At 52.2% G+C, this 26,098-nt stretch carries 24 protein-coding genes and 1 tRNA gene; 7 read left to right on the forward strand and 18 right to left on the reverse strand.

Annotation, left to right across the window (positions count from 1 at the left end; all coding sequences use genetic code 11):
* Window positions 1-73: 73 nt before the first annotated feature.
* Together PCH05_RS24210 and PCH05_RS24215 are read right to left on the reverse strand one after the other, a co-directional pair.
* Complete coding sequence (locus tag PCH05_RS24210; RefSeq protein WP_127606767.1) at window positions 74-1,390, reverse strand: D-arabinono-1,4-lactone oxidase; 1,317 nt, start codon at window positions 1,388-1,390, stop codon at window positions 74-76.
* A complete protein-coding gene (locus PCH05_RS24215) occupies window positions 1,378-2,571 on the reverse strand; it encodes an amino acid deaminase/aldolase (protein ID WP_127606769.1) in 1,194 nt (397 codons plus the stop codon). Before PCH05_RS24215 ends, PCH05_RS24210 begins: the two co-directional genes overlap by 13 nt.
* A gap of 405 nt (window positions 2,572-2,976) precedes the next feature.
* Here PCH05_RS24215 and PCH05_RS24220 point away from each other — a divergent pair, with 405 nt between their 5' ends.
* Window positions 2,977-3,603, forward strand: coding sequence for a DUF3298 and DUF4163 domain-containing protein (locus PCH05_RS24220; protein WP_127606771.1), 627 nt, complete (start codon window positions 2,977-2,979; stop codon window positions 3,601-3,603).
* Between the two features lie 133 nt (window positions 3,604-3,736).
* Here PCH05_RS24220 and PCH05_RS24225 read toward each other — a convergent pair whose 3' ends face one another.
* The gene (locus PCH05_RS24225) at window positions 3,737-4,588 is read right to left on the reverse strand and encodes an NAD-dependent epimerase/dehydratase family protein (protein WP_127606773.1); all 852 of its coding nucleotides are present in this window, start codon (window positions 4,586-4,588) and stop codon (window positions 3,737-3,739) included.
* Between the two features lie 48 nt (window positions 4,589-4,636).
* Window positions 4,637-5,575 carry an aldo/keto reductase family protein gene (locus PCH05_RS24230; RefSeq protein WP_127606775.1) on the reverse strand — a complete coding sequence of 313 codons (939 nt, stop codon included), beginning with the start codon at window positions 5,573-5,575 and terminating at the stop codon, window positions 4,637-4,639.
* A 144-nt stretch (window positions 5,576-5,719) separates the two neighbouring features.
* On the opposite strand from PCH05_RS24230, the gene PCH05_RS24235 reads away from it, so the two are divergent.
* Window positions 5,720-6,070, forward strand: coding sequence for a winged helix-turn-helix transcriptional regulator (locus PCH05_RS24235; RefSeq protein ID WP_127606816.1), 351 nt, complete (start codon window positions 5,720-5,722; stop codon window positions 6,068-6,070).
* A gap of 24 nt (window positions 6,071-6,094) precedes the next feature.
* Here PCH05_RS24235 and PCH05_RS24240 read toward each other — a convergent pair whose 3' ends face one another.
* From PCH05_RS24240 to PCH05_RS24300, 13 genes are all read right to left on the reverse strand, one after another.
* On the reverse strand, window positions 6,095-6,469 hold the full coding sequence (locus tag PCH05_RS24240) for a VOC family protein (RefSeq protein ID WP_127606778.1): 375 nt from the start codon (window positions 6,467-6,469) through the stop codon (window positions 6,095-6,097).
* Window positions 6,470-6,649: 180 nt separating this feature from the next.
* Window positions 6,650-7,924, reverse strand: coding sequence for an extracellular solute-binding protein (locus tag PCH05_RS24245; RefSeq protein ID WP_246049928.1), 1,275 nt, complete (start codon window positions 7,922-7,924; stop codon window positions 6,650-6,652).
* A gap of 57 nt (window positions 7,925-7,981) precedes the next feature.
* Window positions 7,982-9,595 carry a response regulator gene (locus PCH05_RS24250; protein ID WP_127606782.1) on the reverse strand — a complete coding sequence of 538 codons (1,614 nt, stop codon included), beginning with the start codon at window positions 9,593-9,595 and terminating at the stop codon, window positions 7,982-7,984.
* Window positions 9,596-9,612: 17 nt separating this feature from the next.
* Window positions 9,613-11,364: a sensor histidine kinase gene (locus PCH05_RS24255; RefSeq protein WP_164766782.1), complete on the reverse strand. Its 1,752-nt coding sequence runs from the start codon at window positions 11,362-11,364 to the stop codon at window positions 9,613-9,615.
* A gap of 133 nt (window positions 11,365-11,497) precedes the next feature.
* Window positions 11,498-12,310: a carbohydrate ABC transporter permease gene (locus PCH05_RS24260; RefSeq protein WP_127606786.1), complete on the reverse strand. Its 813-nt coding sequence runs from the start codon at window positions 12,308-12,310 to the stop codon at window positions 11,498-11,500.
* A 12-nt stretch (window positions 12,311-12,322) separates the two neighbouring features.
* A complete protein-coding gene (locus PCH05_RS24265) occupies window positions 12,323-13,246 on the reverse strand; it encodes a carbohydrate ABC transporter permease (protein WP_127606788.1) in 924 nt (307 codons plus the stop codon).
* Window positions 13,247-13,392: 146 nt separating this feature from the next.
* On the reverse strand, window positions 13,393-14,700 hold the full coding sequence (locus PCH05_RS24270) for an ABC transporter substrate-binding protein (RefSeq protein ID WP_246049929.1): 1,308 nt from the start codon (window positions 14,698-14,700) through the stop codon (window positions 13,393-13,395).
* 286 nt (window positions 14,701-14,986) lie between these two features.
* The gene (locus tag PCH05_RS24275) at window positions 14,987-16,633 is read right to left on the reverse strand and encodes a 3-keto-alpha-glucoside-1,2-lyase-like domain-containing protein (RefSeq protein WP_127606792.1); all 1,647 of its coding nucleotides are present in this window, start codon (window positions 16,631-16,633) and stop codon (window positions 14,987-14,989) included.
* Window positions 16,634-16,965: 332 nt separating this feature from the next.
* A complete protein-coding gene (locus PCH05_RS24280) occupies window positions 16,966-18,735 on the reverse strand; it encodes a glycoside hydrolase family 2 protein (protein ID WP_174806300.1) in 1,770 nt (589 codons plus the stop codon).
* Window positions 18,736-18,876: 141 nt separating this feature from the next.
* A complete protein-coding gene (locus tag PCH05_RS24285) occupies window positions 18,877-19,785 on the reverse strand; it encodes an ArsR/SmtB family transcription factor (RefSeq protein ID WP_307719581.1) in 909 nt (302 codons plus the stop codon).
* 164 nt (window positions 19,786-19,949) lie between these two features.
* Window positions 19,950-20,237, reverse strand: a complete 288-nt coding sequence (locus PCH05_RS24290) for a hypothetical protein (RefSeq protein WP_127606795.1) — start codon at window positions 20,235-20,237, stop codon at window positions 19,950-19,952.
* A 54-nt stretch (window positions 20,238-20,291) separates the two neighbouring features.
* The gene (locus PCH05_RS24295) at window positions 20,292-20,747 is read right to left on the reverse strand and encodes a HEAT repeat domain-containing protein (protein ID WP_127606797.1); all 456 of its coding nucleotides are present in this window, start codon (window positions 20,745-20,747) and stop codon (window positions 20,292-20,294) included.
* A gap of 18 nt (window positions 20,748-20,765) precedes the next feature.
* Complete coding sequence (locus PCH05_RS24300) at window positions 20,766-20,951, reverse strand: DUF3934 family protein (protein ID WP_127606799.1); 186 nt, start codon at window positions 20,949-20,951, stop codon at window positions 20,766-20,768.
* Window positions 20,952-21,194: 243 nt separating this feature from the next.
* Between PCH05_RS24300 and PCH05_RS24305 the strand changes: the two genes are divergently transcribed.
* From PCH05_RS24305 to PCH05_RS24325, 5 genes are all read left to right on the forward strand, one after another.
* The gene (locus PCH05_RS24305) at window positions 21,195-21,773 is read left to right on the forward strand and encodes a TetR/AcrR family transcriptional regulator (RefSeq protein ID WP_127606801.1); all 579 of its coding nucleotides are present in this window, start codon (window positions 21,195-21,197) and stop codon (window positions 21,771-21,773) included.
* Between the two features lie 78 nt (window positions 21,774-21,851).
* Window positions 21,852-22,976: a cytochrome P450 gene (locus PCH05_RS24310; protein ID WP_127606803.1), complete on the forward strand. Its 1,125-nt coding sequence runs from the start codon at window positions 21,852-21,854 to the stop codon at window positions 22,974-22,976.
* A gap of 590 nt (window positions 22,977-23,566) precedes the next feature.
* Complete coding sequence (locus PCH05_RS24315) at window positions 23,567-24,484, forward strand: helix-turn-helix transcriptional regulator (RefSeq protein WP_127606805.1); 918 nt, start codon at window positions 23,567-23,569, stop codon at window positions 24,482-24,484.
* Window positions 24,485-24,566: 82 nt separating this feature from the next.
* Window positions 24,567-25,088 (forward strand): DinB family protein, encoded by a 522-nt coding sequence (locus PCH05_RS24320; protein WP_127606807.1) that lies wholly within the window; start codon window positions 24,567-24,569, stop codon window positions 25,086-25,088.
* Window positions 25,089-25,210: 122 nt separating this feature from the next.
* Complete coding sequence (locus PCH05_RS24325) at window positions 25,211-25,780, forward strand: YdeI/OmpD-associated family protein (RefSeq protein WP_127606809.1); 570 nt, start codon at window positions 25,211-25,213, stop codon at window positions 25,778-25,780.
* 78 nt (window positions 25,781-25,858) lie between these two features.
* Here the strand turns inward: PCH05_RS24325 and PCH05_RS24330 are convergent.
* Window positions 25,859-25,932: transfer RNA gene (locus tag PCH05_RS24330), tRNA-Pro, on the reverse strand.
* Between the last annotated feature and the right edge of the window lie 166 nt (window positions 25,933-26,098).

The following is a 26,098-nucleotide window of genomic DNA, read 5'->3' on the forward strand; positions in this document are numbered from 1 at the left end:
GGTACAGACAAGAAGCATGGAATCCCTAAAACGCAAAAAAGCCCACGACATTGTGGGCTTTTACACATTTCTGCTATGTTACCGCAAACAGCTTACGCAAGTAATCGTTCTGGAACACGCCGTCCGGATCCATCTGCTCACGAATCTCGCGGAAAGCCTCCCACTGCGGATACAGGCCGGCCAGCTCCTCCGCCGTCCGCGTATGCATTTTGCCCCAATGCGGCCGGCCTTCATGGCGCCGGAAGATCTCCTCGATATCGCGGAAATAGGCTGTATGCTCCATGCCCTTGTACATATGGACCGCGATATAGGCCGAATCGCGTCCATACGCGGGGCTCAGCCAAATATCGTCGCCTTTGACGTACCGGCATTCCACCGGAAAATGCACCGCATGGCTTTGTGCCGCGACGCTCGCCCGGATCTCGCTGACGACCTCCTCCATTTTCCCGGCAGTCACGCTGTATTCCATTTCGTTGAAACGGACCAGGCGCTGCGTGGTAAAAAGCTGATGGCTGTATGCAACATCCTTGCCCGTCGGGACAAACCGCGCCGACAAGCGGCTGACCGGCTTGCACAACCCCGGGAAGGCGCGACAACCCGCCGACATGAATCCGAACAAGCCGTTCTCCATCACCATCTGATTCATATGGATCCAGAAACGGCTGCCCGAAGGCTTTTCATCCGTCGCATCCAAGCGCTTCACCTGCACAACATCCGTATGCGGAAACCAGAAAAATTCGAAGTGATCATGCTCATCCCGGAATTCGGCCAACCGCCGGAAGCACTCGTCAACGGAGAATCGCTCGCTCTTATAATGGAGTACGGTCAGCGGCACAACCCGAATGCGGACCTTCACGATAATGCCCAGCATGCCGAGTGAAACCTGGAGTGCTTTGAACAGGTCACGGTTCTGTTCCGCGCTGCAGGTCAGCAGCTCGCCTGACGCCGTAACGACTTGAACCTCCAGCAGCTGCGTCGATAACGAGCCAAACCGGATGCCTGTTCCATGCGTACCGGTTCCGATGGCACCGCCGATGGACTGGGTATCGATATCGCCCAGGTTCTCCTGCGCCCACCCCTGCCGGTGCAAATCCCCGCTCAAATCCCTGAGCCGGGTTCCCGCCCAAATCCAGACGCTCCGCGTGGCTTCATCCACCGGCTCGACACCGGCCAGATGATCCAGCGACACCAGCACGTCTTCGGTCTGAACCAGCGGCGTAAACGAATGTCCCGCTCCGATTACACGGATGCCCTTGCCCGATTCGGCGCAGGATTGCACCAGCGACACGACTTCATCGACGATCGAAGGATAGGCGATATGCCTTGGCTTGCTGCGGACGACTCCCGACCAATTTTTCCACACCTTCTGATTTTCATTTAGAGAAAGCATTGCCCGTCCCCCCGGTATGTTGAGATTTGATCCACAACTTGGCCTTGTGACACTCCATATAAATGGGTAAAACGCTCGCAAAGCTCTCCGGCCTTGGCATGCCTGAAAAATACAGGGTCTCCCAAATCTAGCTGCTCCTCCCCCTTGTATAACACCGGCGTCTGCACCTCTCCGGCACCTTCCAGAGACAAAAGCGCCGCGCCTTGCGGCAGGTACGGCTTGGGAAGCTTATCCTTGCCCGCTGCCCCGGACGCAGCATAACCTCCGCCAAGGCAGGTGTACAAATGTTCTGCCGGTTTGCGCACGATTTCCACCGCGAATCCCGCCGCCGGCTGGTATCTGAAATCCTTGTAGTAATCGAACAGTCCGGGGGAGAAGAACCCCGAGCCGACCGTGACCTCGGTTACCGCCTCCTCCTGCGTCGTCGTACGGAGGCTTCCGGTGCCGCCGCCATTGACGAACCGTAGGGGCGAGCCTAAGGCATCCTCGATCATCGCGACCAGCTCCGCCCTTTTCTCGGCAATCCGCTTGACCGAACGCCGCTTCAGAGTTCGTACTAATGCGTTTTTCGCGGCCATGCCCGGCGCATGATCGCCGATGCCGGCGATCTGGGCTTCGTAGCCCATCACCCCGTCCATGGTGACGCCGCCGGAAGACAGAATTCGTGCCACGACCGGCCTGGCATCCTCCACGGTGCGGATCGGCGAGCGCCAGACGCCAAAATGAAGTCCGGGCACATCCATCGACATATCCATGTCGAGACAGACCGGAAAACGTACGCCATACCGCTTCGCAATCCCTTCAATATGCTCGATGTGCGCGATGGAATCGACCATCAGGGTCACGGATTTCCCGTGGCGGATCAGCTCAGCCAGACCGGATAGCGCCCCAGGCTCCCACACCGGATAGCCCATGACGATATCGTCCATCCCCTGCTTGAGCAGGTAGATGGCCTCCTGCGGCGAAAAGCACATGAGTCCGCAAAAAAACGGACTGCTATGCAGAATCCGTTTGATCAGCGGCGTGCTTCGAACCGACTTGGTCGCGATGCGGATGTTCTTCGAGCCGGCCCGGGCGGTAATTCGGGCGATGTTATAGTCAAGCAGATCCAAATCGACAAAGCCGAAGGGCTTCGGTATGCCGTCGAATGCTTTTTTATAGTAGGCATAATTTCTCTGCATGTTCTCCCCCTTGTGTAAGGATGCGTTAAATCCATCGTAAACGGGAAAGCGCTATCATGAATGCATATGAACAGGGTTGTTCGTAAAGAACTTGCTTTCACAAATCAGAATGGATATTGCAGGAGTCGTTTCGGCTGTGGGAAGTTCGTCTTGAAAATGAAACGAAGGTTGTATTCTTGCTGCGTTGCATCAATGTGTGGATTCTTGAAGGTGTGGATTCTTGAAGGTGTGGTGCTGGAGTCAATATTTTCATTCATTTTATCCGAAAAGATTTCGGAGGGCAATCCCTTATTTCCCCCATTCTTATGTCGGCTAGGATGTTGCTGCCGAGTCTCCTTAATTCACGCCCTATTCCGCCTCTGAATAGGCTAATGCAACAATCATGAACAGATGGGAGCGAACGCAATGGCTATCTACCAACCACCCGTGAACGTGCGCACGTTGACCTATACGGCCCCTGGCACCGTCATCCATTATCCTCAGGTCACCGGGCTTGCCAACAGACAGGCGGAGGAGCGAATCAACCGCGCGATCATCCAGCAAATCCAGGAGATGCAGCGGACCCAGCAGCAGATGCAGACAGGCACGAATCCGTCCACGACCGGAACTTTCGAAATCAAGACCAATGAACGCGGCATTCTCAGCCTCGTGCTCAGCAACTACACGTACTCGATCCCCATGGCCCACGGCTATACGGTCGCCAAAGGCTTGACCTTCAATACGGCCACTGGTGCCAGCTATGCCCTCTCGGATCTGTTCAAGCCCGGTTCGAACTACCAGGGGGTACTCACTGCGGAGATCAACGCGCAGATCAAAAAGCGAAGCCTGCCCGTGCTCGAGGGCGCAACCGTGACGGTACAGCCGAATCAGGACTTTTATCTGGCCGATAAGGCGCTGGTCGTTTTCTATCCGCTGTATGCCATTACGCCGTATTACGTCGGGTTCCCGATGTTCCCGATTTCGGTGTACGACCTGCAAAGCGTCGCGGCGGAGGAAGGGCCGCTGACGCTGCTGGCTGCCGATATCGCGTAATGGTTAGCCGTTACGGCCTCTGCGACAACACGAGCGGTGTACCCGCCAGAATCTATTCACAAAAGGAAAAAGCTCCGGGGAACCCTCCCGGAGCTTTTCCTTCATCGAATTCTAGCTTGTGTTTGCGTCGTGCTTAGATGTCCTTGACCTGTTCACGCCAGCGATGCTTCGGCTGCCAGCCAAGCAAGCGCTTCGCCTTCTCGTTGCTGAACAGAGACTCGTATCCTTCGAGCGGTGCCCTGAAGTCGGTTACGTCCGGATAGCATTCGGCCATCAGCTCGCGGCTCGGGATGTCCATGCTCGAATCATCGGAAGCCAGATTCAGCGCCACCGCGCCCAGTCCGTCCGCTTCGATCGCCAGCCTGCAGGCTTCAGCAGCGTCGCGGGTGTCGATGTAGCTCCACAAAATGCGCTCGCGTTCCCGAGGCTTGCGAATAAAGGAAGGAAACCGTTCGTACCACTCCGGAGGAATGACGTTGCCCAAGCGGAGCGACACGACCTGGATGCCCGTGCGGCGGTTGAACATTTCGGCCGTCTGTTCGTTGACGATTTTGGATAATCCATAGCTGTCCTGAGGAAGCTGCGGATGCTCTTCATCCAGCGGCACGTACTGCGGCGCGATCGGATTCTCGGCGAACACGATGCCGTATGAGGATTCGCTCGACGCGATCACTGCCTTGCGGATCCCGAGGCCCGACGCGGCCTCCAGCACATTGTACGTCGACATGACGTTGTTGCGGAACGTCACTTCCGGTGTCCGGATATGCGCGGCAGGAATGGCAGCCAAATGCACGACGGCATCTGCGCCGGCCAGGGCGCTGTAGGTTTCGCCCAGATCCTCCAGATCGGCAATCAGCGTTGGACATAGCTCCTCTGCCGGCCGCCGGGAATCGACGTTCAGTACCTCATATCCCTGCTCCACGAAATGCTTCACGACCCAGCGTCCAAGCATGCCGCTTCCGCCCGTAATCACAACCTTTGCCATTGAAAAATGCCTCCTCGCTCAAGAGTGGTCCATGTAGAAATGAATACGCTATTTCAAAATCTCTTCAATGCGGTCGATGACGTCGGCACTCAGCTCGACGCCGGATGCTTTGGCATTCTCCGTCACCTGATCCGGACGGCTTGCGCCAACCAGGGCACTGGCAACGTTGCTGTTGCGCAGAATCCAGGCCAAAGCCAGGTTGCCTACCGAAATGCCGAGTTCGCTTGCAATGCCTTCAAGCTGCTTCACCTGATTGATTTTTTGCTCGGTGATGCCTTTGCGCATCCATTCGAGTCTCGCAGCGCGGCTGTCCTGCGGAATATCCGAAGCAGATGTATATTTGCCTGTCAGCAAGCCCTGAGCCAGCGGCGAGAAGACGACTTGTCCGATGCCGGAACGCTCGCACAGCGGCATGATTTCTTTTTCGATGTAACGCTCGAACATATTGTATTGCGGCTGGTTGACCACGATGCGGTCCAGCAGGTAACGGTCGGCTACGCCCAGCGCTTCCGCGATTTGCGATGCCTGCCATTCGCTTACGCCCACATACAGCACTTTGCCCTGGCGAACCAGATCGTCGAGCGCACGCAGCGTTTCGTCAAGCGGCGTTTCCGGATCATGACGGTGGCAGTAGAAAATATCCACATAGTCATGCTGCAAACGCTTCAAGCTGGCGTGAGCCTGCTCCATGATATGCTTGCGGGACAGACCGCGGTCGTTCGGACCGTCGCCCATCGGCCAAAAGGCTTTCGTAGCCAGTACATAAGATTCGCGCGGATACGCTTTCAGCGCTTCGCCTACTAACACTTCCGCCGCGCCTCTTTCGTACACGTTCGCTGTATCAAAAAAGTTAATGCCCAAATCATATGCTGTTTTAATCGAATTGACCGCATTTTCCCGTTCCACGTAACCGCCATATGTAAGCCAGCTTCCCAAGCTGATTTCGCTGACCTTGAGGCCGCTGCCGCCTAATCTCCGGTATTTCATGTTTACATTCCTCCTTGAGGTTATCCTTGATTACATGTTCATTCTATAGAAGTTCGTGCCGGATTAGAAGAAGTGAAATGTTTTTCACTTAATTATACGAAGGATATCTAGTATACTAAGTATAGTAAATACATATGGAGGATGATGCGCGTGACAACGACCAAAAAAGCGAGCAGCTATATCCCGAAAAATCCGGATTTCATTGAATGCAATATTGAAAAGACACTGGATGTGCTAGGCGGCAAATGGGCTTTTCTCGTCATCCGCGAGCTCTTCGGCGGCACCCTTCGTTTCGGCGAGCTGCAGCGCCGCATTCCAAGCGTCAGCCCCCGGGCGCTGACCAGTACCCTCCGGCATCTTGAAGAGCATGGCGTGCTTGAGCGCGAAGTTTTCCCCACGGTACCGGTGACCGTCGAATACACGCTGACGCCGAAGGGCCAGGATTTGCACGTGATTTGCCATGAAATGAAGCTATGGGCGGCCCGGTGGACGTAAACGTTCCGCCCCGCCTTTTTTTCATTACAGCCATTCCAAAAATTCCAGCCGGTTGCCGAACGGATCGTTCAGATAAAACCGCGTCACCCCTTCGTCTGCACGAGCCTCATCATCCATGACACGGATGTTGTTTTGCAGCAAAACCTCCCGCAGCTCCCGAATGCCCTGCACATGAAAGGCCGGATGCGCTTTGGTCGCCGGTACAAAATCCTTCTGCACGCCGATATGCACCTGATGCCTGCCGCACAGAAACCATACGCCGCCGCGTTTACGCAGATTCTCAGGCTTCGGAATTTCTTCCCATCCCAGCAGGTCCGCGAAAAATGCTCTTGCTTCCGCTTCGCACCCCTCCGGTGCTGCCAGCTGGACATGATCGATGCCGGTGAATGAATAAGACATAAGAACTCCTCCTCAATTCGTTTCATTATATGAAACCGAGTTTCATTCATGCTCCAATTTTAACGGATATCATTGGGATAATCCAGGTTATTTTCCATTTTTGCAGCAAAAAAAACGGTTACCGGGGGTTTCCGATAACCGTGTTCGCCGTCGTGACCATAAGAGCAGCAGGTGACCTTCTTAGTTTGCCAAAATCTGATTCAGCTTTTTCTCCAGCGCCGCCAATCCTTGCTCGGGGACAATTCGGTTCTGTACGATGTTCTGAAGATCCTCCGAAATGGTGGTGTACAGCGCCGCGTACTTATCCGTCTTGGGCGCAAACTTGACCGAATCACGGGATACCACAAACTGCTTGCGGTACGGAAGCTCCAGGTAGGCTTCGCTCTGTACAATGGCATGGTTCGCAGGAACATGCCCCGCCTGTCCCCAGATCGCTCCGCCGACCTCCGAGAAATATCTCATGAAATCCATGGCGGCATGCTGCTTCTGCTCCGAGACGTAAGCCGGCACGACCAACGTATGGGAACTCCCCCAGTGAACGCTGGTGCCGAAGATCGGCGGTAATGGCATGATCCCGACATGCAAGGACGGATTGCCGAGATGGTGACCTGCTTCCCATACCCCTCCAAACCATAGACCTGCCTGCCCATGATCAAAGGAGTCCCATGGCGTCTTGTCATTCAAATCGCTTAAATTCCTGTCGAATAGCTGTTGATAGAAGGTCAGTACCTGCATCGCTTTCTCATTATGTATAGCCGCCTTTTTCAAGTCGGGACTCAGCAGCTCCCCACCAGCTTCATAGTACAGATCCAGAAACGATTCCTGAAAATAGGGCGTATTCACCGCCATCGGCTGTACACCGGGAACCCGCTCGTGAATCTGCTGCAAAAACTCCATGAAACCGGCCGGCGTGGGCTCCCCCAGCTTCGGTGTCCCGTCGTCGTTTAATAATCCGGCTCTGTCCAGGATGTCTTTATTGTAATAGAGCATATGAAAATGGGTATCCAGAGGCACGGCATAATCGTTTCCGTTATATCTCACGCTCAGGCGGTTCGATGCCTCGATTTCATTAAAATCAAACCCCGCCTCGTTTGCTAACGCATCAAGCTGTACGATTTGCTTGGCTTTGATAAACGGGGACAGACGGTCCACATGCGCCACGGCCACATCCGGTCCCTTCCCCAGAGAAAGGGCCGTGCTCAGCCGTGCGTAATACTCGTTGGACTCGAGCCGCAGCTGCTTCACAAACACCCGATGTTGTGAGTCGTTATAATCCTTGATGATCTGCTCGACGAATTCGCCTTCCCCGCCCCCAAAGGGATTCCAAAATGACAGCTCGACGGGCGGTACGATCTTCTCTGCCTTGACCCTGACGTCAGAAGAGGAATCCGAACAACCCGATATGATGAACGCACACAGCATGATAACCGGCAGGAGGGAACCCCTGATGTTCACCACACTCCACCTCCCTGATCCAACCATCTTTAACTTAATTAGTAAGCGCTTGCAAACTTACACAGGCCCTCTGTCTTCACCGTAGTCACGAATCCGCTGGCGGTATTCCGACGGCGACAGCCCGGTAATTTTTTTGAACACCTTGGAGAAATACTTCGGATCATGAATGCCAACCAGGCTTCCGACATCCCCCGCCTTCAGATCCCCGGTCAGCAGCGACTTGGCTTTTTCGATCCGGATTCGCGTCAAGTATTCCAGAAAGCTTTCCCCGACTTCCTTCCGGAACAAATTGGCGAAATAGTTCTTGCTTAAATGCACCAGGCTGCTGATCGATTGAAGCGAGATCTCCTGATGATAAAACTGCTGAATATACTGGGTTGCTTTAATGATGCTGTTACGGTCGCTATGATACATCTCGTTCATATGCCGCGCCAATGCTTCAAATGCTTCTATGAACCAGCTCCGGCTCTGCTCCAGCGTCTCAAGCTTGGCCAGCTCATCAAAATACTGCTTTTTCAGCCGCAGCACCTGCTGGGCATCGTTGGATACATCGGGCCATAAGGTCGTCAGGATCATCAGCAGCTCCAGCGAAACGATTTGGACCAGCTCGACATCCCGGCGTGCAGCGAGCTGCCCGAACAGCGCCTCCAGATATTCCATCAGCTCTTTGGTTTGGAACGCATACACCATGGATTGGATCTGATGCGTGCTGATCTTGAAATGATCCGCCTGCACGTCAGACGCCTGCAATTCATCGCTGCCGTGTACCATGACGCGGCCGCTTCCAAGAAACATTTTCTGCTTGGCCGCCCTGACCGCTTGGGCATATGCCTCTTTGATATCCGTCCATTCCCGGATGCGCCCCCCGATTCCGATCGTGGCCGTAAGCCCGAACTCCTTGGATAATCGCCGGATCATTTCTTCCGCCTGATGAATCAGCAGCTCCATTGGCGTGGAACCTATGACCCTTTCCCCAGCAGCGTCCATGAAAAGCACATTCATGTCGCCCTGTTTATCCGGAAAGGTTTCGACCTTCCAAGGAAGCTCATCCCGCATTCGTTCCACCATATGCCGGATCGCGGATTGCCTTTCCGTGTAGCCCTGCTCCGCCGCATTCAGGCTGATATGCAACAGATGCGCGGAATGAAGCGGAGCCATGCCTAATAACCGTGCCTGCTCCATGGACTCAGCTGCATTGGCAATGCTTCCCTCCATCAATTCGAGCAGGAATTTCTCCTTATGTACCGGCTCAGACTGAAAGGACGGCGTATCCCCGGACGGTCCCTTCCGGACCGCGTCGAGGCTTTCCTTGACCTTGAGCAGTGCCTGCTCGAAGTCCCGGGGCATCATGTCCGATTTGATCAGATATTCGGATACGCCATGCCTGATCGCTTCCTTGGCATATTGAAAATCCTCAAGGTTGCTGAGAATGATGATCTTCATATCCGGTGAGGCGGCCCGCACTTCAGCGATAAGCTCAATGCCGTCCATCACGGGCATTTTGATATCTGTAATGAGGATATCCGGCATTTCCGACTCCATAAGCTCAAGTGCTTCTTTTCCGTTGGCGGCCTCGCCGATTAGCTGCAGCCCTATTTTTTCCCAATCAATCATCGAGCAGATGCCATACCTTACGATAAACTCGTCTTCAACAATAATGACGCGATGCATGATACCTCATTCCCCCTCTATGTCATCAAAGGAAGTCTAATTCGGATGACGGTTCCTGTACCGGGTTCGCTTTCGATTTCAATGCCGTACATTTTTCCGCAAATGAGTTTGATCCGTTCATCCACGTTCGCCAGGCCGATCCCGCCTGATTTTTCGCCATCGGCAGCGTGCTCTGTCAGCAGACTGCGTGCAAATGAAGGCTCCATTCCCTTTCCGTTATCCGCTACCTCAAACCGCAGACCTTCACCCGGCACCTTGAAGCAGGTAATATCGATTCTTCCCCCGGATTCCTGCTCCCCGAAAGCATGCATGATCGCGTTCTCGACAATAGGCTGCAGAATCAGCTTGGGCGTACGCAGCTGCCTTACATCGTCGTCCATTTCGACCCGCGTCTCGATATTGAAATTGAAGCGGAATTTCTGAATGCCCAAATAACATTGGACATGCTCTATTTCCTCTTCGACGGTTACGGTCTCCTCCCCCTTTCCGATGCTGATCCGGAGCAGGCGCGACAGCAGGCTGACCATTTCCGCAGCATGATTCGCCTTTTGAATGAGGGCCGTCCACTTAATAATATCAAGGGTATTGTATAGAAAATGGGGGTTGATCTGGGCTTGCAGCGCTTTCAGCTCCGCAACTCTCTTCTGGTCCTGCTCAACATACACAGCCTTCAGGAGCTCGTCGATGCGAGTCACCATATAGTTGAAGTTGTTGCCCAAAATATCAAATTCGTCATGCCGGCGCTTGGCTTTATAACGGACCGTCAATTCTCCGGACATCACCTGTCTCATCAAACGGATCATCTTAAGAATCGGGTTCGTGATCGAGTTGGCCAGCAGCATGGCGGTAATAATCGAAAAGACGATGCACAGCAGGGCGATGACCAGAATGATTTGCAGCAGACGGTTCGAATCCTGGTACAGCGCAGCCTTGGAAATGACATTGACGACCATCCAGTCGTTGGTATGAAGCTTTTTCGCGTTCACGATGAGATGGTTGCCCTTGTAGATGAGCGGAAACCGTTGTTCCCCCGAGCCCGAGTTCACAATTTTATCATATCCGCCGCTCCCAAGCACCTCCGTCACGCTTTTGCCGATCATGGCGTTATCCGGATAAGAGACCAGCTGTCCGCGGCCATCCACGACGAAGCTTTGCAGATCCTGATTGTTGCTCACAGCCTTCGATACAAGCTCCTTGATCACGTCTTCCCGGATATCCAGCACGGCAATAATGCCGAGCGGGCTGTCATCGGATGTTTTATACAGCTGTTTGGCCAAGGAAAAGACATGCGCGCTCTGGGAATTCAAGCTATCCACGTACGTACCGTAGCGGGTAGGATACCAGCGGAAGTTGCTGCCATCCTCAAGCGTCCGAAGGAAGGGCTCGACTTCCGTCCGGGTCCGCTTGCTCCAGCGGTAAATGCCTTTGATGTAATGCTTCTCCGATACAAACGATATCGACTGCACATCCTGATTAATCGCCACAATGGTCGACAGCTTCGTCGTGAGCGACAGGCTATCCACATCGTAACGGGCAGGGTCCGTTTGATCAAGGGTCCGCAGCATATTGACGATCTCATTGTTATTCAGGACTTGCATCATCATATCCTTATAAATGCCCAGGCGCGTATCCAGATTGTCCGCCGTTTGATACAACAAATGCTCCGAGTATTCGGTGACTTTATCGTTGATGGTGGACTTCGATATCGAAAACGAAATAATCCCCATGACGACCAGCGGCGTCAAGGAGAACAGAAATAAAAGCAGCATCCATTTATAACGTATGCTGCTCTTCCATATTTTCATCCAGGATCGAACGCGGTCCCAGGGTTGTACGGTCTTGCCAGGTGGATGGGTCATGCTTGTAACCCTTTCTATTCAAGAGATCTCTGCCGGCGCTTGCTTAGCCCTTAACGCCCGACATCGATACCCCTTGGACAATGTGGCGTTGAAGCAGGATAAACACGATAATGGTCGGAATCGCCGCAATGGCGCTTGCCGTCATGATCAGGTTTAAGGACATTGTATTATTCGACAAAAAGGTAGGGAGCCCTGCCGAGAGGATCATATTTTCCTCAGACGTAATCGAAAGGTACGGCCACAGAAAATTGTTCCAGGACATGATGAAGAAGAAAATACCTACGGACACCATCGCCGTACGGGTCAGCGGCAGGCAGATGCTCCACCAGAGACGGAAATTACGGCTGCCGTCGATTTGCGCGGCCTCGATATAATCCTTGGGCACGCCGTCCATGAACTGCTTCAATAACAAAATACCGATCGGATTCGTCAATCCCGGCAAAATGATCGCCCAGATGTTATCGATCAGCTTCAGATGAAGCGCCGTTTCATACAGCGGGATCAATATCGCTTCCGTCGGAATCAGCAGCCCCGAGACGATGATGACATAAAAGATGCCCCGTGTCCGAAAAGGCAGCTTCGAGAACGAAAATGCCGCCAGCGAGCTGAACAGGATGGAAATGACGGTCGTAAGGACGCCAATCACCAAGCTGTTCCAGGTCCAGCGCAAAATGGGCGAGTCACGGATGACTTTGACATAGTTATCCACGTTCAGATCAGACCAGTTCACCCAATCCGATAGGCTGTATACGTTCACGCCGTCAGGTTTCAGAGAAACGAGAAGCATCCAGATCAGCGGAAAAATAAATAAAATTGCAAGGACGATAGCGATCATATTCAAAAGGATCTTATTCATGTTCTTCTCTCCTTATCCGTCGTTGCGGTCGGTCATTTTAAATTGAATGACGGCGATAAGCAGCATGATGAAGCAGAAGATCATCGACTGCGCGGAAGCCAGACCGAACATATCCTTTTTGAATCCGGTCACGTAGATATAGCGGATCATCGTATTCGTGGAGTCTCCGGGTCCGCCTCCGGTCATAATTTGTACTTGACCGAACAGCTTCAGGCAGCTGATAATCTGATAAAAAATTTGGACCTTCATGACTCTGGACAATCCCGGCAGCGTAATATGCAGGAATCTCTTCCACGCATTCGCGCCGTCTATCTTGGCCGCTTCATATTGATCGGTTGGAATCTCCTGCAAGCCCGCCAGGAACAGCACCATAACAAATCCGACCGTCCACCAATCGGTTGCGATCGTAATGGCCCACCACACGAATCGGTGATCCGTGAGCCAGTTGATGTCTGTAGGAAGTCCGAGCACATGCAGAAGTGCATTTACGGGTCCATTCTTCGCATCAAACAGGCGCAGCCATATAAAACTGATTACGGAAACGGACAGTACGTAAGGCAGGAAAAAAACCGAGCGGATCAAGGTCCGCAGCCAAATGTTCTGATTAATGATCAGCGCCAGCACCAGGCCGAGAACAATTACGGTCGGCGCGCACAGCAGCACAAAATAAAACGAGTGCCACAAATACGTATAGAAATCCGAATTGGTGAGAATTTTCTTATAGTTGGCGAACGCCGAATACTTCTCCATCCCCTGGATGCCCCATACATGCAGGCTCATCCACGCTCCCCGCAGCACCGGCCACAAGTAGAACACGGCGAAAGGCACCAGGAACGGGATCAGGTAGATGATTGCTTTCAGTTCGGATCGAATGCGCAAGGGAGCAGGCTTGTGCAGCACCACGGATCCCTTGCCTTCTCTCAACTTCGTCTCCATTGGTCATTCTCCTCAGCAGTAGCATTAGCGGTAGTTTCTCATGCGATATCAGGAGGCCGATCCTTCGACGCTGATCTTTTCTGATATCTGAATGAGAAGAAGCTCCCTGCCAACCGGGCCAGGTCGCTTCCCCTCCAATTTACATTCTAGTTATCGAGGACTTCATTGATTTGTTTCTCCATGTTCGCAAGGCCGTCTTCCGGCTTCTCGTTGCCGAAAATAATGTTCTGCAGCGATTCCGAGATCGTCGTGATGATCGTCGTGTATTTATCTGTCGGCGGCGCGAATTTCACCGTTTTCTGGGCTTCGATGAATTCGTTGCGGTATGGAAGGCTCTTGTATTCTTCGCTTGCCGTAACCTTGCTGTTTGCCGGCACGTGTCCTGCCTGACCCCAAGTCTTGCCGCCAACTTCAGAGAAGTACTTCATAAATTTGGCTGCGGCTTCCTGCTTTTCCGGGGATACGTAGGAAGGAATGACAAGGGTATGGGAGCTGGCCCAATGCGTTTGACTGCCGAAGATCGGTGGAAGCGGCATGGCGCCGATATTCAGGGATTTATCCCCGAGGAGCAGCCCGGCTTCCCAAACGCCGCCGAACCAGAATGCGGCTTTGCCGTTGTGGAACGTATCCCATGGCGTTTTATCGTTCAAATCGCTGTATTTGTTCTTGTAGAGATCCATATAGAAGTTTAAGACCTTCAGTGCCTTATCATTATTGATCGCGGCTTTGGTCATGTCTGCGTTGAGGATATCCCCGCCCGCTTCGTAATACATATTCAGGAACGGTTCCTGGAAATAAGGCGTGTTCACGGCAAGCGCCTGCACGTCAGGCACTTTGGCATGAATATCAGCCAGCGTCTTTTCGAACCCTTCAGGCGTCATCTCGCCCAGCTTCGGCGTGCCATCCTCGTTCAGCAGGTCGGCCTTTTTCAGAATGTCCTTGTTGTAATAGAACATATGGAAGTGAGTATCCAGCGGCACGGCATAAGGCTTGCCGTCATAGGTCACGCTCGTGATGTTGGATTCGGTAATCTGCTTGAGATCGAAACCGGCCTTGTTCGCCAGCTCATCCACCGGTACGATCTGCTTCGCCTTCACGAACGGCGAGATCCGGTCCACGTGCGCTACGGCGACGTCAGGACCTTTGGACGAAGACAGCGCCGTGCTGAGCTTCGCGTAGTACTCGTTCGACTCCAGGCGCAACTGCTTGACTGAAACTTCCTTTTGGGAATCATTGAAGCCTTTGATGATTTGATCTACGAAATCGCCTTCCCCTCCGCCGAACATATTCCAGAAGGTAATCTCCACAGGAGCACTGCCTGTGCTTTCTGTCTTTGGCGTTTCGGTCCCGGTAGAACCCGAGGCGCCGCTGTCTTTGGTGCCGGACGAGCAGCCCGCCATCACCAAGGCCAGCGTCAGGCTTGCCGTTAACAGGCCCGTTAATTTCTTTCTCATCTTCATATTTGACCCACCCTCTCGTGCAATTGTATTTGCTTTGCGAAAGCCCTTTCAGCTTTATGTAAGTGCTTTCTTCATCACCTACTTTACCTGGATTAGAGCCGGTCAAGAACCGACAAAAAGCCGATCCTTGGGGAACAAATCACAGATGTTTGACCTGGGCGGAGCCTTCACAGGTGGAGAAAGTTAAGGTAGGTGGCGAAACGTACGGTAAGCGTCCGCTGGCATGAGAACAAAGGGCATACAAGAAAAAGAGCCCTTGAAGGGCTCTTTCACGTTCGATCTAATTCAGGGTAATATTGTCGAAGCTGACGCTGTTGTTGAAGCCTCCGCGTACGCCAATCGTGCCGCCGGTATACACGGCGTCATTATAGCTGATTTTGGGCGTCGACATATCTCCGACATACACTTTTATGTTCCCGTTGTTCACAACCACCTTCATATGGTACCACGTGTTCGCCGCAATCGCCGTGTTTACGGATTGAAGCTGCGTCCAGCTATTGTTGAACCGTCCTAACCAGACCATTCCTGCCGAGTCGATGCCGGCTCCGTAGCCAGACTGCTGATCCGCTCCGGTGGATGGGTTCGTCACGTTGAAGATCAAGCTCCCTTGACCCGCATTATTGAGCTTAATATCTCCCTCAAGAGAATAATTCATCTTGGAAGGGTACGGCGTAAGCACCGATTTATCCGCGTTCGCCGAATTCACATTATAGGTGCCCCCGGCGACGGACCAGGTTCCCCCGTAGCGAACCCAGCCATTATCATTCGCGGCAAAATCGTTCGTATAGGAACCGGTTAAGGTTCCGAATCGGACCTGCACATTATGTCCGCCGACGCTTCGCTCCACGGAGTTGACCATGGCAATTTCATTGGGTCCTGTCTGGTAGAGGGCTCCCCACCAGGAGTTGCCGAATGCGGGAACGTCATTGTTATACCAGGTCGTTCCGTAGTCATTGCTGAGCGAGAGCACGTTGGAGTTCGAGCTGAGGACAAGCCGGCCGTCACCCAGTGACAGGATGTATGGCCCGCCATGCTGCGCCGTAGATACCTTGGTCCCAATTCCGCTCGACCAGGTCTTCCCATCCGTGCTCTTCTTGGTGAAGATTTCGCAGTTCTGGGTGCCGCAGACTTCAAATGCGACGATATACTGCCCGTTGGTCATTTTGGTCCATACCGGCATGCCCGGACGTGCCCCCGCATTCGCAGGATCCCAAGCGACGTAGATTTCATTCCCCCAGCTGGCTCCGCCATTCGTCGAAATCTTCTCGGAGATCAACTGGCTATATGATGGATTCTCGGTCACATGCTTCTCGTTCGCGTACATGACGGCAACCGATCCGTCATTCAGCAGCTGCATATGCGGCTCATATACGCCCTTGTCCGGGTTCCCCAGCGCGCCGGGCGCACCCGTATTCTCGTCAATCGTGCTCAGGAAGTTCCAATTGGAGCCTCCATTTACGCTCTTGTATACCCGGAGCTGGTACGATTCCTGCCAACGCACCGAACGCATGGCGAGCAGAATATCCCCGTTAGGCAATTGGAGAAGCTGACCGTTGTCCAGGTCGCGTCCATCCTCCCATAAGGTCGCTGCGAGCGACCATGTACGGCAGTTGTCCGTGCTGCGGAATACCTGAAGCCGCGTTCCGCCCCAGGAAACCTTCGTGTATCCGTTATTATCGTAAATGGCGGCAACCGCCAGCCAATCGCCGTTTGCAAGCTTGATCATGCGCGCATATTCGGCACCGAATGTGCCCGGTCTTAAGCCCCGCGCATCAGGACCGGCATCGTTGAAGGTTTTAATATCCGTAATGGTGGACGAAGAGCCCCATACAATCGGCCCGCTGGCCGCCGCAAAGGCGGGGATGGCCGCAAACATCATGATCAAGCACATGAGACCCGCAAACGAGGTGAACAGTTTTCGCTTCAAATGGTTTCCCTCCCGATTAAATTTCATTGGTGATCTTGAAGAAGCCTTGAACGCCATGCAGGCAAAACCGCTTAGTCTTCACCTCCGATCTAGTCGCCCTATTTTCTGTGATTTTCGGTGGTCCAGTTTAAATGTAAGGGCTTTCTTTTATACAAGTGTAATCGCAACGGATGGGGCGTTGAACCGATAATCGGCATGCTTTTGGGGGACAATGTTACGAATTTGAAGGATAATCTTGCTGTCTTTGTGCTAAGAGGTGGACATTGTTACGCTTAAACAAGAGAAGCCTGATCCGGGCTCCCCCCAGACCAGACTTCATTCGTTCTTATATATTAGGAGAGGTTGATCTCCTTAATCACTTCCAAAGGAACCTTCGGCTGCCGGTCCTCCGTAAGAAGTCCGTTCACTTCCTGCTGGACATCGGTAATTTGCGTATAGCAATATCCGCAGATATAATCCGTCGCTTTAATCGCCTGCGTTATATTTCTAAACCTCTCGATGAAGGCTTCCTCGCCGTTCACCTGATTGCCGTAACCCCAGCCCGTGTTGGACTGAAAAGCGATGCCGCCGAATTCGCTGACGATCACCGGCTGCCCCCGATATTCGTAGCCCTGCGCCATGGCATACTTCCAGTTGTTGAAGGAAATGCCGCCGCCCAGCAGCGCCTGGGAGTCCGCATAACGTTCCTGCAAAGCTGAACCATGCTCCTCGTAATCATGCAGCGTAATGATATCGCTGACCGTGTGCTCCCACCCGTCGTTCACGATCACCGGACGATACGGATCGATCGACTTCGTCAGATGGTAAATGGCTTCGGTGAACTGCTGCTGTTTGCGATGCGTTAAAATCTGCGGAATGCCCCAGGACTCGTTAAAGGGAACCCACGTCACGATCGACGGGTGATTGTACTGCTGCCTCACGATCTCCGTCCATTCCTTCGTGAAGGATTCCACCGCCTCATCATTAAACTCGAACGTCGCCGCCATTTCCGACCAGACGAGCAACCCCTTCACGTCGCACCAGTACAGGAATCTTGCGTCTTCGATTTTCATATGCTTGCGGACCCCGTTATATCCCATGGCCAGAATCGCATCGATATCCGCGATCAGCGCCTCCTCCGAAGGCGGAGTCAGGTGGCTTTCCGGCCAATACCCCTGATCCAGGATCAGCCTTTGATACACCGGCGTATTGTTCAGCAGCACTTTGCCTTGTTCAATGGAGATTTTGCGCAGCCCGAAATATGAATACACCCGGTCGATCACGACGTCATTCTCGTATACAACAAACTCCACATCGTATAGATTCGGCGTCTGCGGAGACCAGGCGATGGTCTTCCACGGTCCATTGGCTTCATGAGTTAAATCTACTTCCAACTGCAGCCATGGGCGGTCTATATGAAGCTGGACCTGCTTCAGCATCCTGTTTTGATAGCTAATCCGCGTCTCCACCCGTAGCTGGGAGGTGGAATCTGCCGCCCTATGGGTCTGATATTCAAAACGAACGGAGCGCTGATCGAAGTCCGGCGTGATTTTGACTGCCTTCAAATACGACTCGGAGGTATATTCGATCCATACGCTCTGCCAGATCCCGGTGGTCTGCACATAAAAGCATTCGAAGTTCTGATCCACCCAACGCTGTTTTCCCCGCGGCTGCGTGCAGTTCTGGCTGTCTTCCGCTTTCACAACGATCCGGTTGCGCGCACCCGCATCCAGATTTAAGTAATCCGTAATATCAAATGAAAATGCCGCATACCCGCCTTGATGCTGACCTGCAAAGCTGCCGTTGACCCATACTTTGGCGATATAATCTACGGCCTGAAAATTCAGCCTTACCCGCTGATCCCCCAAATTTTGCGGCAGCTCCAGTTCCCGCTGATACCATACATAGGGATGAAATGCTTCCTCGCCGATTCCGCTGGCCTGCGTTTCATAAGTAAAAGGAACCTGAATCTTCAAGTCTCCCTGCAGATCTTCCTGCCACTTCTCTTTCTCTCCCACGTTGGCATCGTCAAAACGGAAGTCCCATTCCCCATTCAAGCTTTGCCATGCATCACGGACAAACTGCGGCCGAGGATAATCCTTGATGTACTTCAGAGTCGTCATGATCCGTATACACTCCTTTTCATACATAAATATTGTTTTTATACAAAAATAATGTATTAATAGTTACAGCATAGAGTCCCCTTTTTCAAAAGTCAATGCGTGCACAAAAAAAGAGCCTCTGCGTCAAAGCAGAAAGCTCGCTTATAAATAATGGATTTTCATCCTCAAATCCTGCTCATGATCCCCAAACCGCTTTCCGAACAGGTTCAGTCCGCCTTTGTACACGGCATCCTCCTTAACGCCGATACGCATATCCACGTAACTGCGGCTTGCCAGATTCAGCTCGTTGAGCGTAACCGCCGAGATTTCCTTCTCATCCAGCATGCTCCGTGTGTCATCGATGCACCACGTTTTGAGAAGGCCAAACTGCGTGCCCGAATCGCTCCACCAGGAAGGATTCAGCTTACCGCGTCTCCCGCCGAAGTCGCCGGGCGATGTCCATGTGCCAATCTCCACCCCATTAATCCATAAGGTGATATCCGAAGGCCAATCAGGATCGTAATTCGGGGCTTCCGAACATATTTCCATAGAAAACTGAATCGATTGGATCTGCGCGCCCGGCGGAAGCTCAAGCGGATAACGGTACTCCAAGTATCCCTTGCGAAGCCAGATCAGCTGCGCCTGGAGCCGACTGGGATGGAAAAAGCCCGCAGGCGAGTCTTCCGCGATCATCGGACCCTCCTCACTGACCATGCCGCAGGTGGGAGCCGCCTCGCAGGCAATGAAGCTGCCGATGGGCATTTCGATTTCATAACACCGGTTAAGATCGCTTCCATGCAGCTCCGGTGCATTCATCCGGATTTTAATATCATCATACGTCCGTCGGCATACCTTCATTGCGCCGCGAGACGCAGGCAGCAGCTCCGTTTCGATCAGCTTGGCCTGCTCAAGCACCTTCACGTTCGATGCGGCCGTGGATACGGGAATGTCCAGTGCTTCCGCAAGCTCCGCAACGTTCATTCTGCGGGTGTTCAGCAGCCTCATCATGCTCAGCCTTAGTTCTGTCGAGAGGGCATGGGTTACCTTCACAAGTTCCTCGGGCCGCGCCATCGAAAGTTCCAGAATAACAATCCCTCCGATCCCATTGGTTTCATACGTCTTTTCATTTTATCAAGAATCCTTGGATCCAGTCTACTGAGCCGCTCCCGCGCAGGAAGGATCGCTGAACGAAAAAAGCGCAGCCTGTGCCGGCGCGCTCTTCGTGGATATTTATTCTACTTTCCCTTATACTCCGCATTGGCTTGATCCAGCATGGATTTCCAGTCGGCGAAGTCCGTCTCTCTCGAGACATGGCGGTCATACAGCTCATCCGGTATGTTCGCGATATCTTCATAGGATTCGATGTGAAAGTTGCCCTTCTCCGCGAATTCCTCGAAGCTGTCAAAAGAAGAATGCTTCCGCATAAATGCGGCGTTAAACAGCTCTTTCAGCGGAACATGGTCCGGATCTTCCTGAATCGTTTTTTGCCCCTTCAGCTCCAGCAACAGGTCGTCAAATGACATCGGTTTTTGTTTTCTCAGAATACCACTCCTATATTTGTATTGGTTCAATCCTGGTTACAGCTTTTTCCACGTTTCTTCAAGCCAGGTGTCAAAATCAGCGCCTTTATCCCCTTCATAGGTGTCGTAGACGTCGATTCTCATTTTTTTCAGCTTCTCTTTAAACGCTTCGTACGAATGCTCCCGCGGAAGGCTTTTCTTTACGCGCAGCAAAATTTTCTGGATGCCTTTGACCACGTCATACTTGCTGCGGACCGGCTTCTCGACATCCTCTCCCCATGCCTTCAGCTGCTCATAGGCTGCCTCCTGCACCTGGAATACCGGATCGGTATGCAATCTGCGCGTCAGAATATCGACCGATTGCTGGCTTTTCCACTGGCCCAGCTGCTTGACCGCATCCAGCCGCTCTCTCCAGTTCGCTGTGCGGTTCGCCGCATTCTTAAGTTCATTATAGTTCTCCGGGAGATCGCTTGCTACCGAAGTTACTTCCTGTTCCGTATTTTCCAATTTCATGTCATCTCCTTATGATGGTCAGCTGCGCGTGGCGTCGTTGTTTTTGCCTTGTCCTTCGACTTTAGCTTCGCTGGCTTTTTTCGTCCCTTTACTCGTATAAGGCTTCGGGGCGCTCTTCGCCCGGCGGGCTTTCGCATCCCAGCGGGTCCAGCCCTTTTTATCCGTTCCCCTGCCTGTTCCGCCCTTGCCTTTTGATTTGCTCAAATGATCACTCCGTTACCGTGTAGTGTTCTAGGTTTAGTCATATCCATTTCTTCTGATTAATTAACCAGCAAGTTGAAATATACACCACTATGGGCCATATGTACATGTTCCGACCGGAAATAATCATTTATCCGCCGGGCATTCTTTCGTTTGACTATTATTTTCCAGCGTGTTATTTTAAATTTGTACTGACCAGTCAGATTAGTTTTGTCCGAAATTACGCTTCTGAAAGGTAGATTAACCTTGAGTAAAGATAAAATCATACGCGCAGCCATCGAAGTCTTCTCCGAAAATGGCTACCACCGGGCAAGCATGGACGAGATTGCCCTGCGGGCACAGGTGGCCAAAGGTACGCTCTACTACAATTTCCCGGGAAAATCCCAGCTGTTCAAAACCATCGTCAAAGAGGGCTTTGAGGATATCATGCATCGCACGCAAGCCGACCTGAACGCCCCGCTCCCGATCAAAGAACAGATCCTGCGGATTATCCGCCATCATCTGGATTTATTTCTGGAATCGCGCCACTTTTCGCATATCGTGTTCAATGAGCTTTCGAACGGCATCGAGCAGGATGTGCTGGATGAACTGAAGCAGCTCCGGCGCGACCATCTTCACTTTTTGGCTTCGATTCTCGAAGCTGGGAAATGCGAGGAAAATTTGCTTCGCGACGTGGATTCCAATTTGGCGGCGGCAAGCATCATCGGCACAATGGAGAGTACCTGCAACTACTATCTGAGCCATCCGGAAGCCTATTCGCGCGATGAGCTGGAACACTTCGTCTTTACCATCATTACCAAAGGCCTGTTTATATCGATCGATTAGCACGGCCTTTTTTTTAAGTTCATTAAACTGACCAGTCAGTTTTACACAAATCCAATACGAAAGCGACGGTGTCTACGAATGGAATGGAACAAAAACGGTCTGCTGCCTTTGGAATGGTTTAAGCAAATGCGGGAACAATCTCCGGTGATCCTATCCGAAAACAACATGGTCTGGAACGTGTTCAAGTATGAGGACGTCAAAGCCGTCTTTACGAATTACGAGGTATTCTCCTCACAAGGCGCTCCCGATTCCGAGGACCCGCTGGAGTACAGCATTCTGCGGCAGGACCCGCCAAAGCACCGTCAGCTGCGTAAGCTGGTTTCCCAGGCCTTTACCCCGCGCGTCATCGAATCCCTTGCCCCGAAAATCAAGGCGATCACGTCCTCGCTTCTGGACGAAGCGGAGAAGAAGGGACATATGGACGCTGTGGCCGAGTTTACCAGTCCGCTCCCGATCACCGTCATCGCTGAGATGCTGGGCGTATCCATGGAGCACCGGGAAAAATTCAAGGAATGGTCGGATGCCCTTGTCGGCGATCATGCGGAGGACTTTTACCAATGCCAGCGGGAGATGAGCGAATATTTCTCGGTCATCGCCGAGGACCGCCGCCGCCATCCGCAGGAGGATCTGATTACCAAGCTGGTTCAGGCACGCATCGATAACGAGCACTTAAGCGATCTGGAGATCATCGGATTCTGCATTCTTCTGCTCGTCGCCGGCAACGAAACGACGACCAACCTGATCTCCTCGGCCATGCTTGGCATTGACAGCCTTCCGGAGGTACGGGCACAGCTGCTGGCAGATCCGACGCTGATCCCGGGAGCGATCGAGGAAACCTTCCGCTATTTCTCGCCGGTTCAGCTGATGTTCCGTCATGTAAAAGAGGATACCGTGCTGCGCGGGCAAGAACTGAAGAAAGGGCAATTCGTCCACATCTGGATGGCATCGGCCAACCATGATGAGGACGTGTTCGAACGGCCGGAACAATTCAATATCCACCGGAATCCGAATCCCCATCTGGGTCTCGGGAGCGGCATTCACTTCTGTCTGGGCTCCCAGCTGGCCCGCCTCGAATCGAAAATCGCCATCGAAACGCTGCTCGAGAGGTTTCCGGATTTCCGGCGCGACCGTTCCGCAGAGCTCGCCCGGATGAACAGTTCAATGATGTTCGCGCTGAAAGAACTACCGATCCGATTCCGCTGAAGGCTTACTGCTTACCACAGATTATTCCTTGGTTTCTTCCTAAATATATCGGTCTTATTAAAAAACAACACCTTGGGAGCTTTTCAAGCTTCCAGGGTGTTTCCTTGTTCAAGCCGCATATAGAACAAGAACCTCTTCGTTTTTGTGCGAAAATGTTCATGACAATAGCGTAAAATAACCGCAAAAACAAGATAGTATGAAACAAATCCCTCTTTCCGGGTTAATGAATGGATACATCCAATGATTTGGAACTTTTTATAAATGTAAGCGTTATATAAATAAGAGAACTCGAGGCGGTGAAAATGTGAAATCCAAATCCACGCACTCCCTTGTCGCTGCTGTGTTGACTTTGAGCATCCTGATGGTGAACTGTGCTGAAGCCAGGCGCACCGTCGATTCGTCTTCCCATTCATCCTACAGGCCCCCGAAAGGGACGCTTTCCTATAATGAAAGCCTGGACTGTCCTGGCGAAAAATCGGAATAGCGGGATTCGAACCCGCATCCATTACCATCCCAAAATCAGCAGAAAAAAATCTGTGATATAATCAGGCTCAGCAATACGATATAGACTAACGGGCGGGGATACACACATGAAATTGGAGCGATTGATCTCCATCATCTACAAGCTGCTGAATCACGAAATTTTGTCTGCCTCCATGCTGGCTGAAGAGTTTCAGGTTTCCCCAAGAACCATCTACCGGGATATCGATGCGATCTGCGCCGCGGGCTTCCCGGTTGTATCGTATCAAGGGACGAATGGCGGATACGGCATCATGGACGGATATAAAATGGATAAAAGCCTGCTCGGTTCTTATGATGTCAACTCCCTGATCACCGTGCTCAGAAGCCTTTCCACCGTATTTGAAGACAAGCGTGCGCAGGGGACCATCGAAAGACTGCAAACGATTGGACCGGAGCACCAAGCCGCGAGTCTGTCCGTGGACCTCGAAACCTGCCGGACGGAGCCCGACGCGCTTCCTCATTTACGTACGGCCATTGCCGAGCGAAAGGTCGTCCGTTTTGATTATATCGATGTAAAGAATGAACGTACGACCCGGGATATGGAGCCGCTAAGGCTGCATTATAAATATCGTAATTGGTACATGCATGGGTTTTGCCGAACTCGGCGGGATTATCGGGAGTTCCGGCTGTCCCGGTTAATGAATCTATTCGTGACGCAGGAAACCTTCGAGCCGCATGATGAGATGCCGGAAGCGGCTGCCTTGTCAAACAAGGAATGGCAGGATCCGATGGAGGATGTCGTGATCCGGGTGGATGCGGAGGCTTTGGCGGAAGCGATGGATCAGTTCAACCAGGTGGATAAGCAATTTCATGCGGATGGGAGCATGACGATGCGAATTCCTGTTTATCGTCCCTTGGAAGCGCGATGGCTTTGGACGATTCTGCTGAGTTTCGGCAGTGGAGCTGAAGTTCTTGAACCTCCTGCTCTGCGAGGGATTATAAAAGAACAGCTTCAACATGCGCTCAAACTTTATAAAGATGTATGACAGGCTGTTGTCATACATCTTTTTTTATTATAGCTGCAGAAACATAAAACCAATCCCTGACCCATCAAAGGAGACGATCTAAATGAATCATCCGGTACAAATGTTTAATTACCACGTGTGGGCCACCCAAACCCTCTTGGGACGAATCCAGGAGCTTCCGTCCTCGGTGCTGCAGCAAGAAGTGAACACCTCGTTCCCCACCATCGGCGAAGCATTCGCGCATATCTATGCGATCGACAAATGTTGGCTTCAGGTTCTGAAGGGGGCCAGTATGCCCGAGGCGCTGGAAGAGTGCCTTCCGCTTCAACAACAAATGCTGCGTTACTCTGCCGATGAGTTCGCGGAGGCTTTTAGGGAGTTAGCGGAAGAATACGGTGCATGGTTCCGAGGCCAAGACGATTTGGAGCAAATCATCATGCTCGAGAATCCGTACGCCGGAGCGCGCAACACCCGGTTATCGGAAATCGTGCTGCAAACGGTCAACCACGGAACCTACCACCGGGGCAATATTTCAACCATGCTGCGCCAGCTGGGCCACGCCTCCACAATGAACGATTATGTGCTGTTTTGGTATCAGCAGCCTGCGGAATCCAGATCACTCTGACGCCAAGCTGGCGGTTGTGTTGAATGATATCCACCTAAAAAGGGCGATTCTTCAGGGAACAGAGATATCGCCCTTTTTACTTCGTTTGCTGCATTTTTTTGAAAGGAGAAGGTATGGTATCTATGGAAATTGAAAATCAGATTCCGGTAAAATCGAGAGAAGATTTGAGGATATGGTTGCAGGAACATGGTAGGACTGAAAAATCTTGCTGGGTCTCGGTAAGCATGACGCCAAGCCCGGATACGCTGCTATATCTGGACGCGGTCGAGGAAGCCTTGTGCTTTGGATGGATCGATGGGGTCAAAAAGAAAATATCCGACACGGAGCTGGCGCAGAGACTGTCTCCCCGAAGCAAAAAAAGCTCATGGACCGAACTGAATAAAGAACGCGTCCGCCGCCTCGAAAAGCTGGGATTCATGAGCGACGAAGGAAGAATGGTTCTTCCGGATATGAACCCGGATTGTTTCAGAATAGATAGGGAGATTGAACGAAGGTTAAACGAGGATCAGCAATTACATAAGAATTTCATGGCCTTTCCGGAGCTGTATCGAAGAGTTCGGATCGACACCATCCAGAGCAACAGGAAGCAGCCGGAATTATTCAGGAGCAGATTAGACAAATTCATAACAAACACAAGGCACAACAAAATGTACGGCCAGTGGCATGATCATGGACGCCTGCTCGATTATTAACATCAGAGCACAATAAAACACTTCCTCATTTTGTTATAGCAACAAGATGGGAAGTGCGCTTGATACATAAGGCATCGATCGGAGTAGCGGGATTCGAACCCACGGCCTCACCCACCCCAAGGGTGCGCGCTACCAGACTGCGCCATACCCCGATGAAAGCGATTACTTCACTTGTTATTTTATTTTAGCGCCAATTTCCATATATTTCAATATGATTTCCATACCGTTTATTTCCGCCCGGGATCCAGACGAACGCCATGCTGCAATTTCCGGCTAAACGGCAATCCCCTGCTGCAACAAAAAAAACCTGCTGAATAA

Origin of the sequence: Paenibacillus chibensis (genome assembly GCF_004001045.1) — a bacterium.
In the GTDB taxonomy this organism is placed as follows: Bacteria; Bacillota; Bacilli; order Paenibacillales; family Paenibacillaceae; genus Paenibacillus_AQ; species Paenibacillus_AQ chibensis.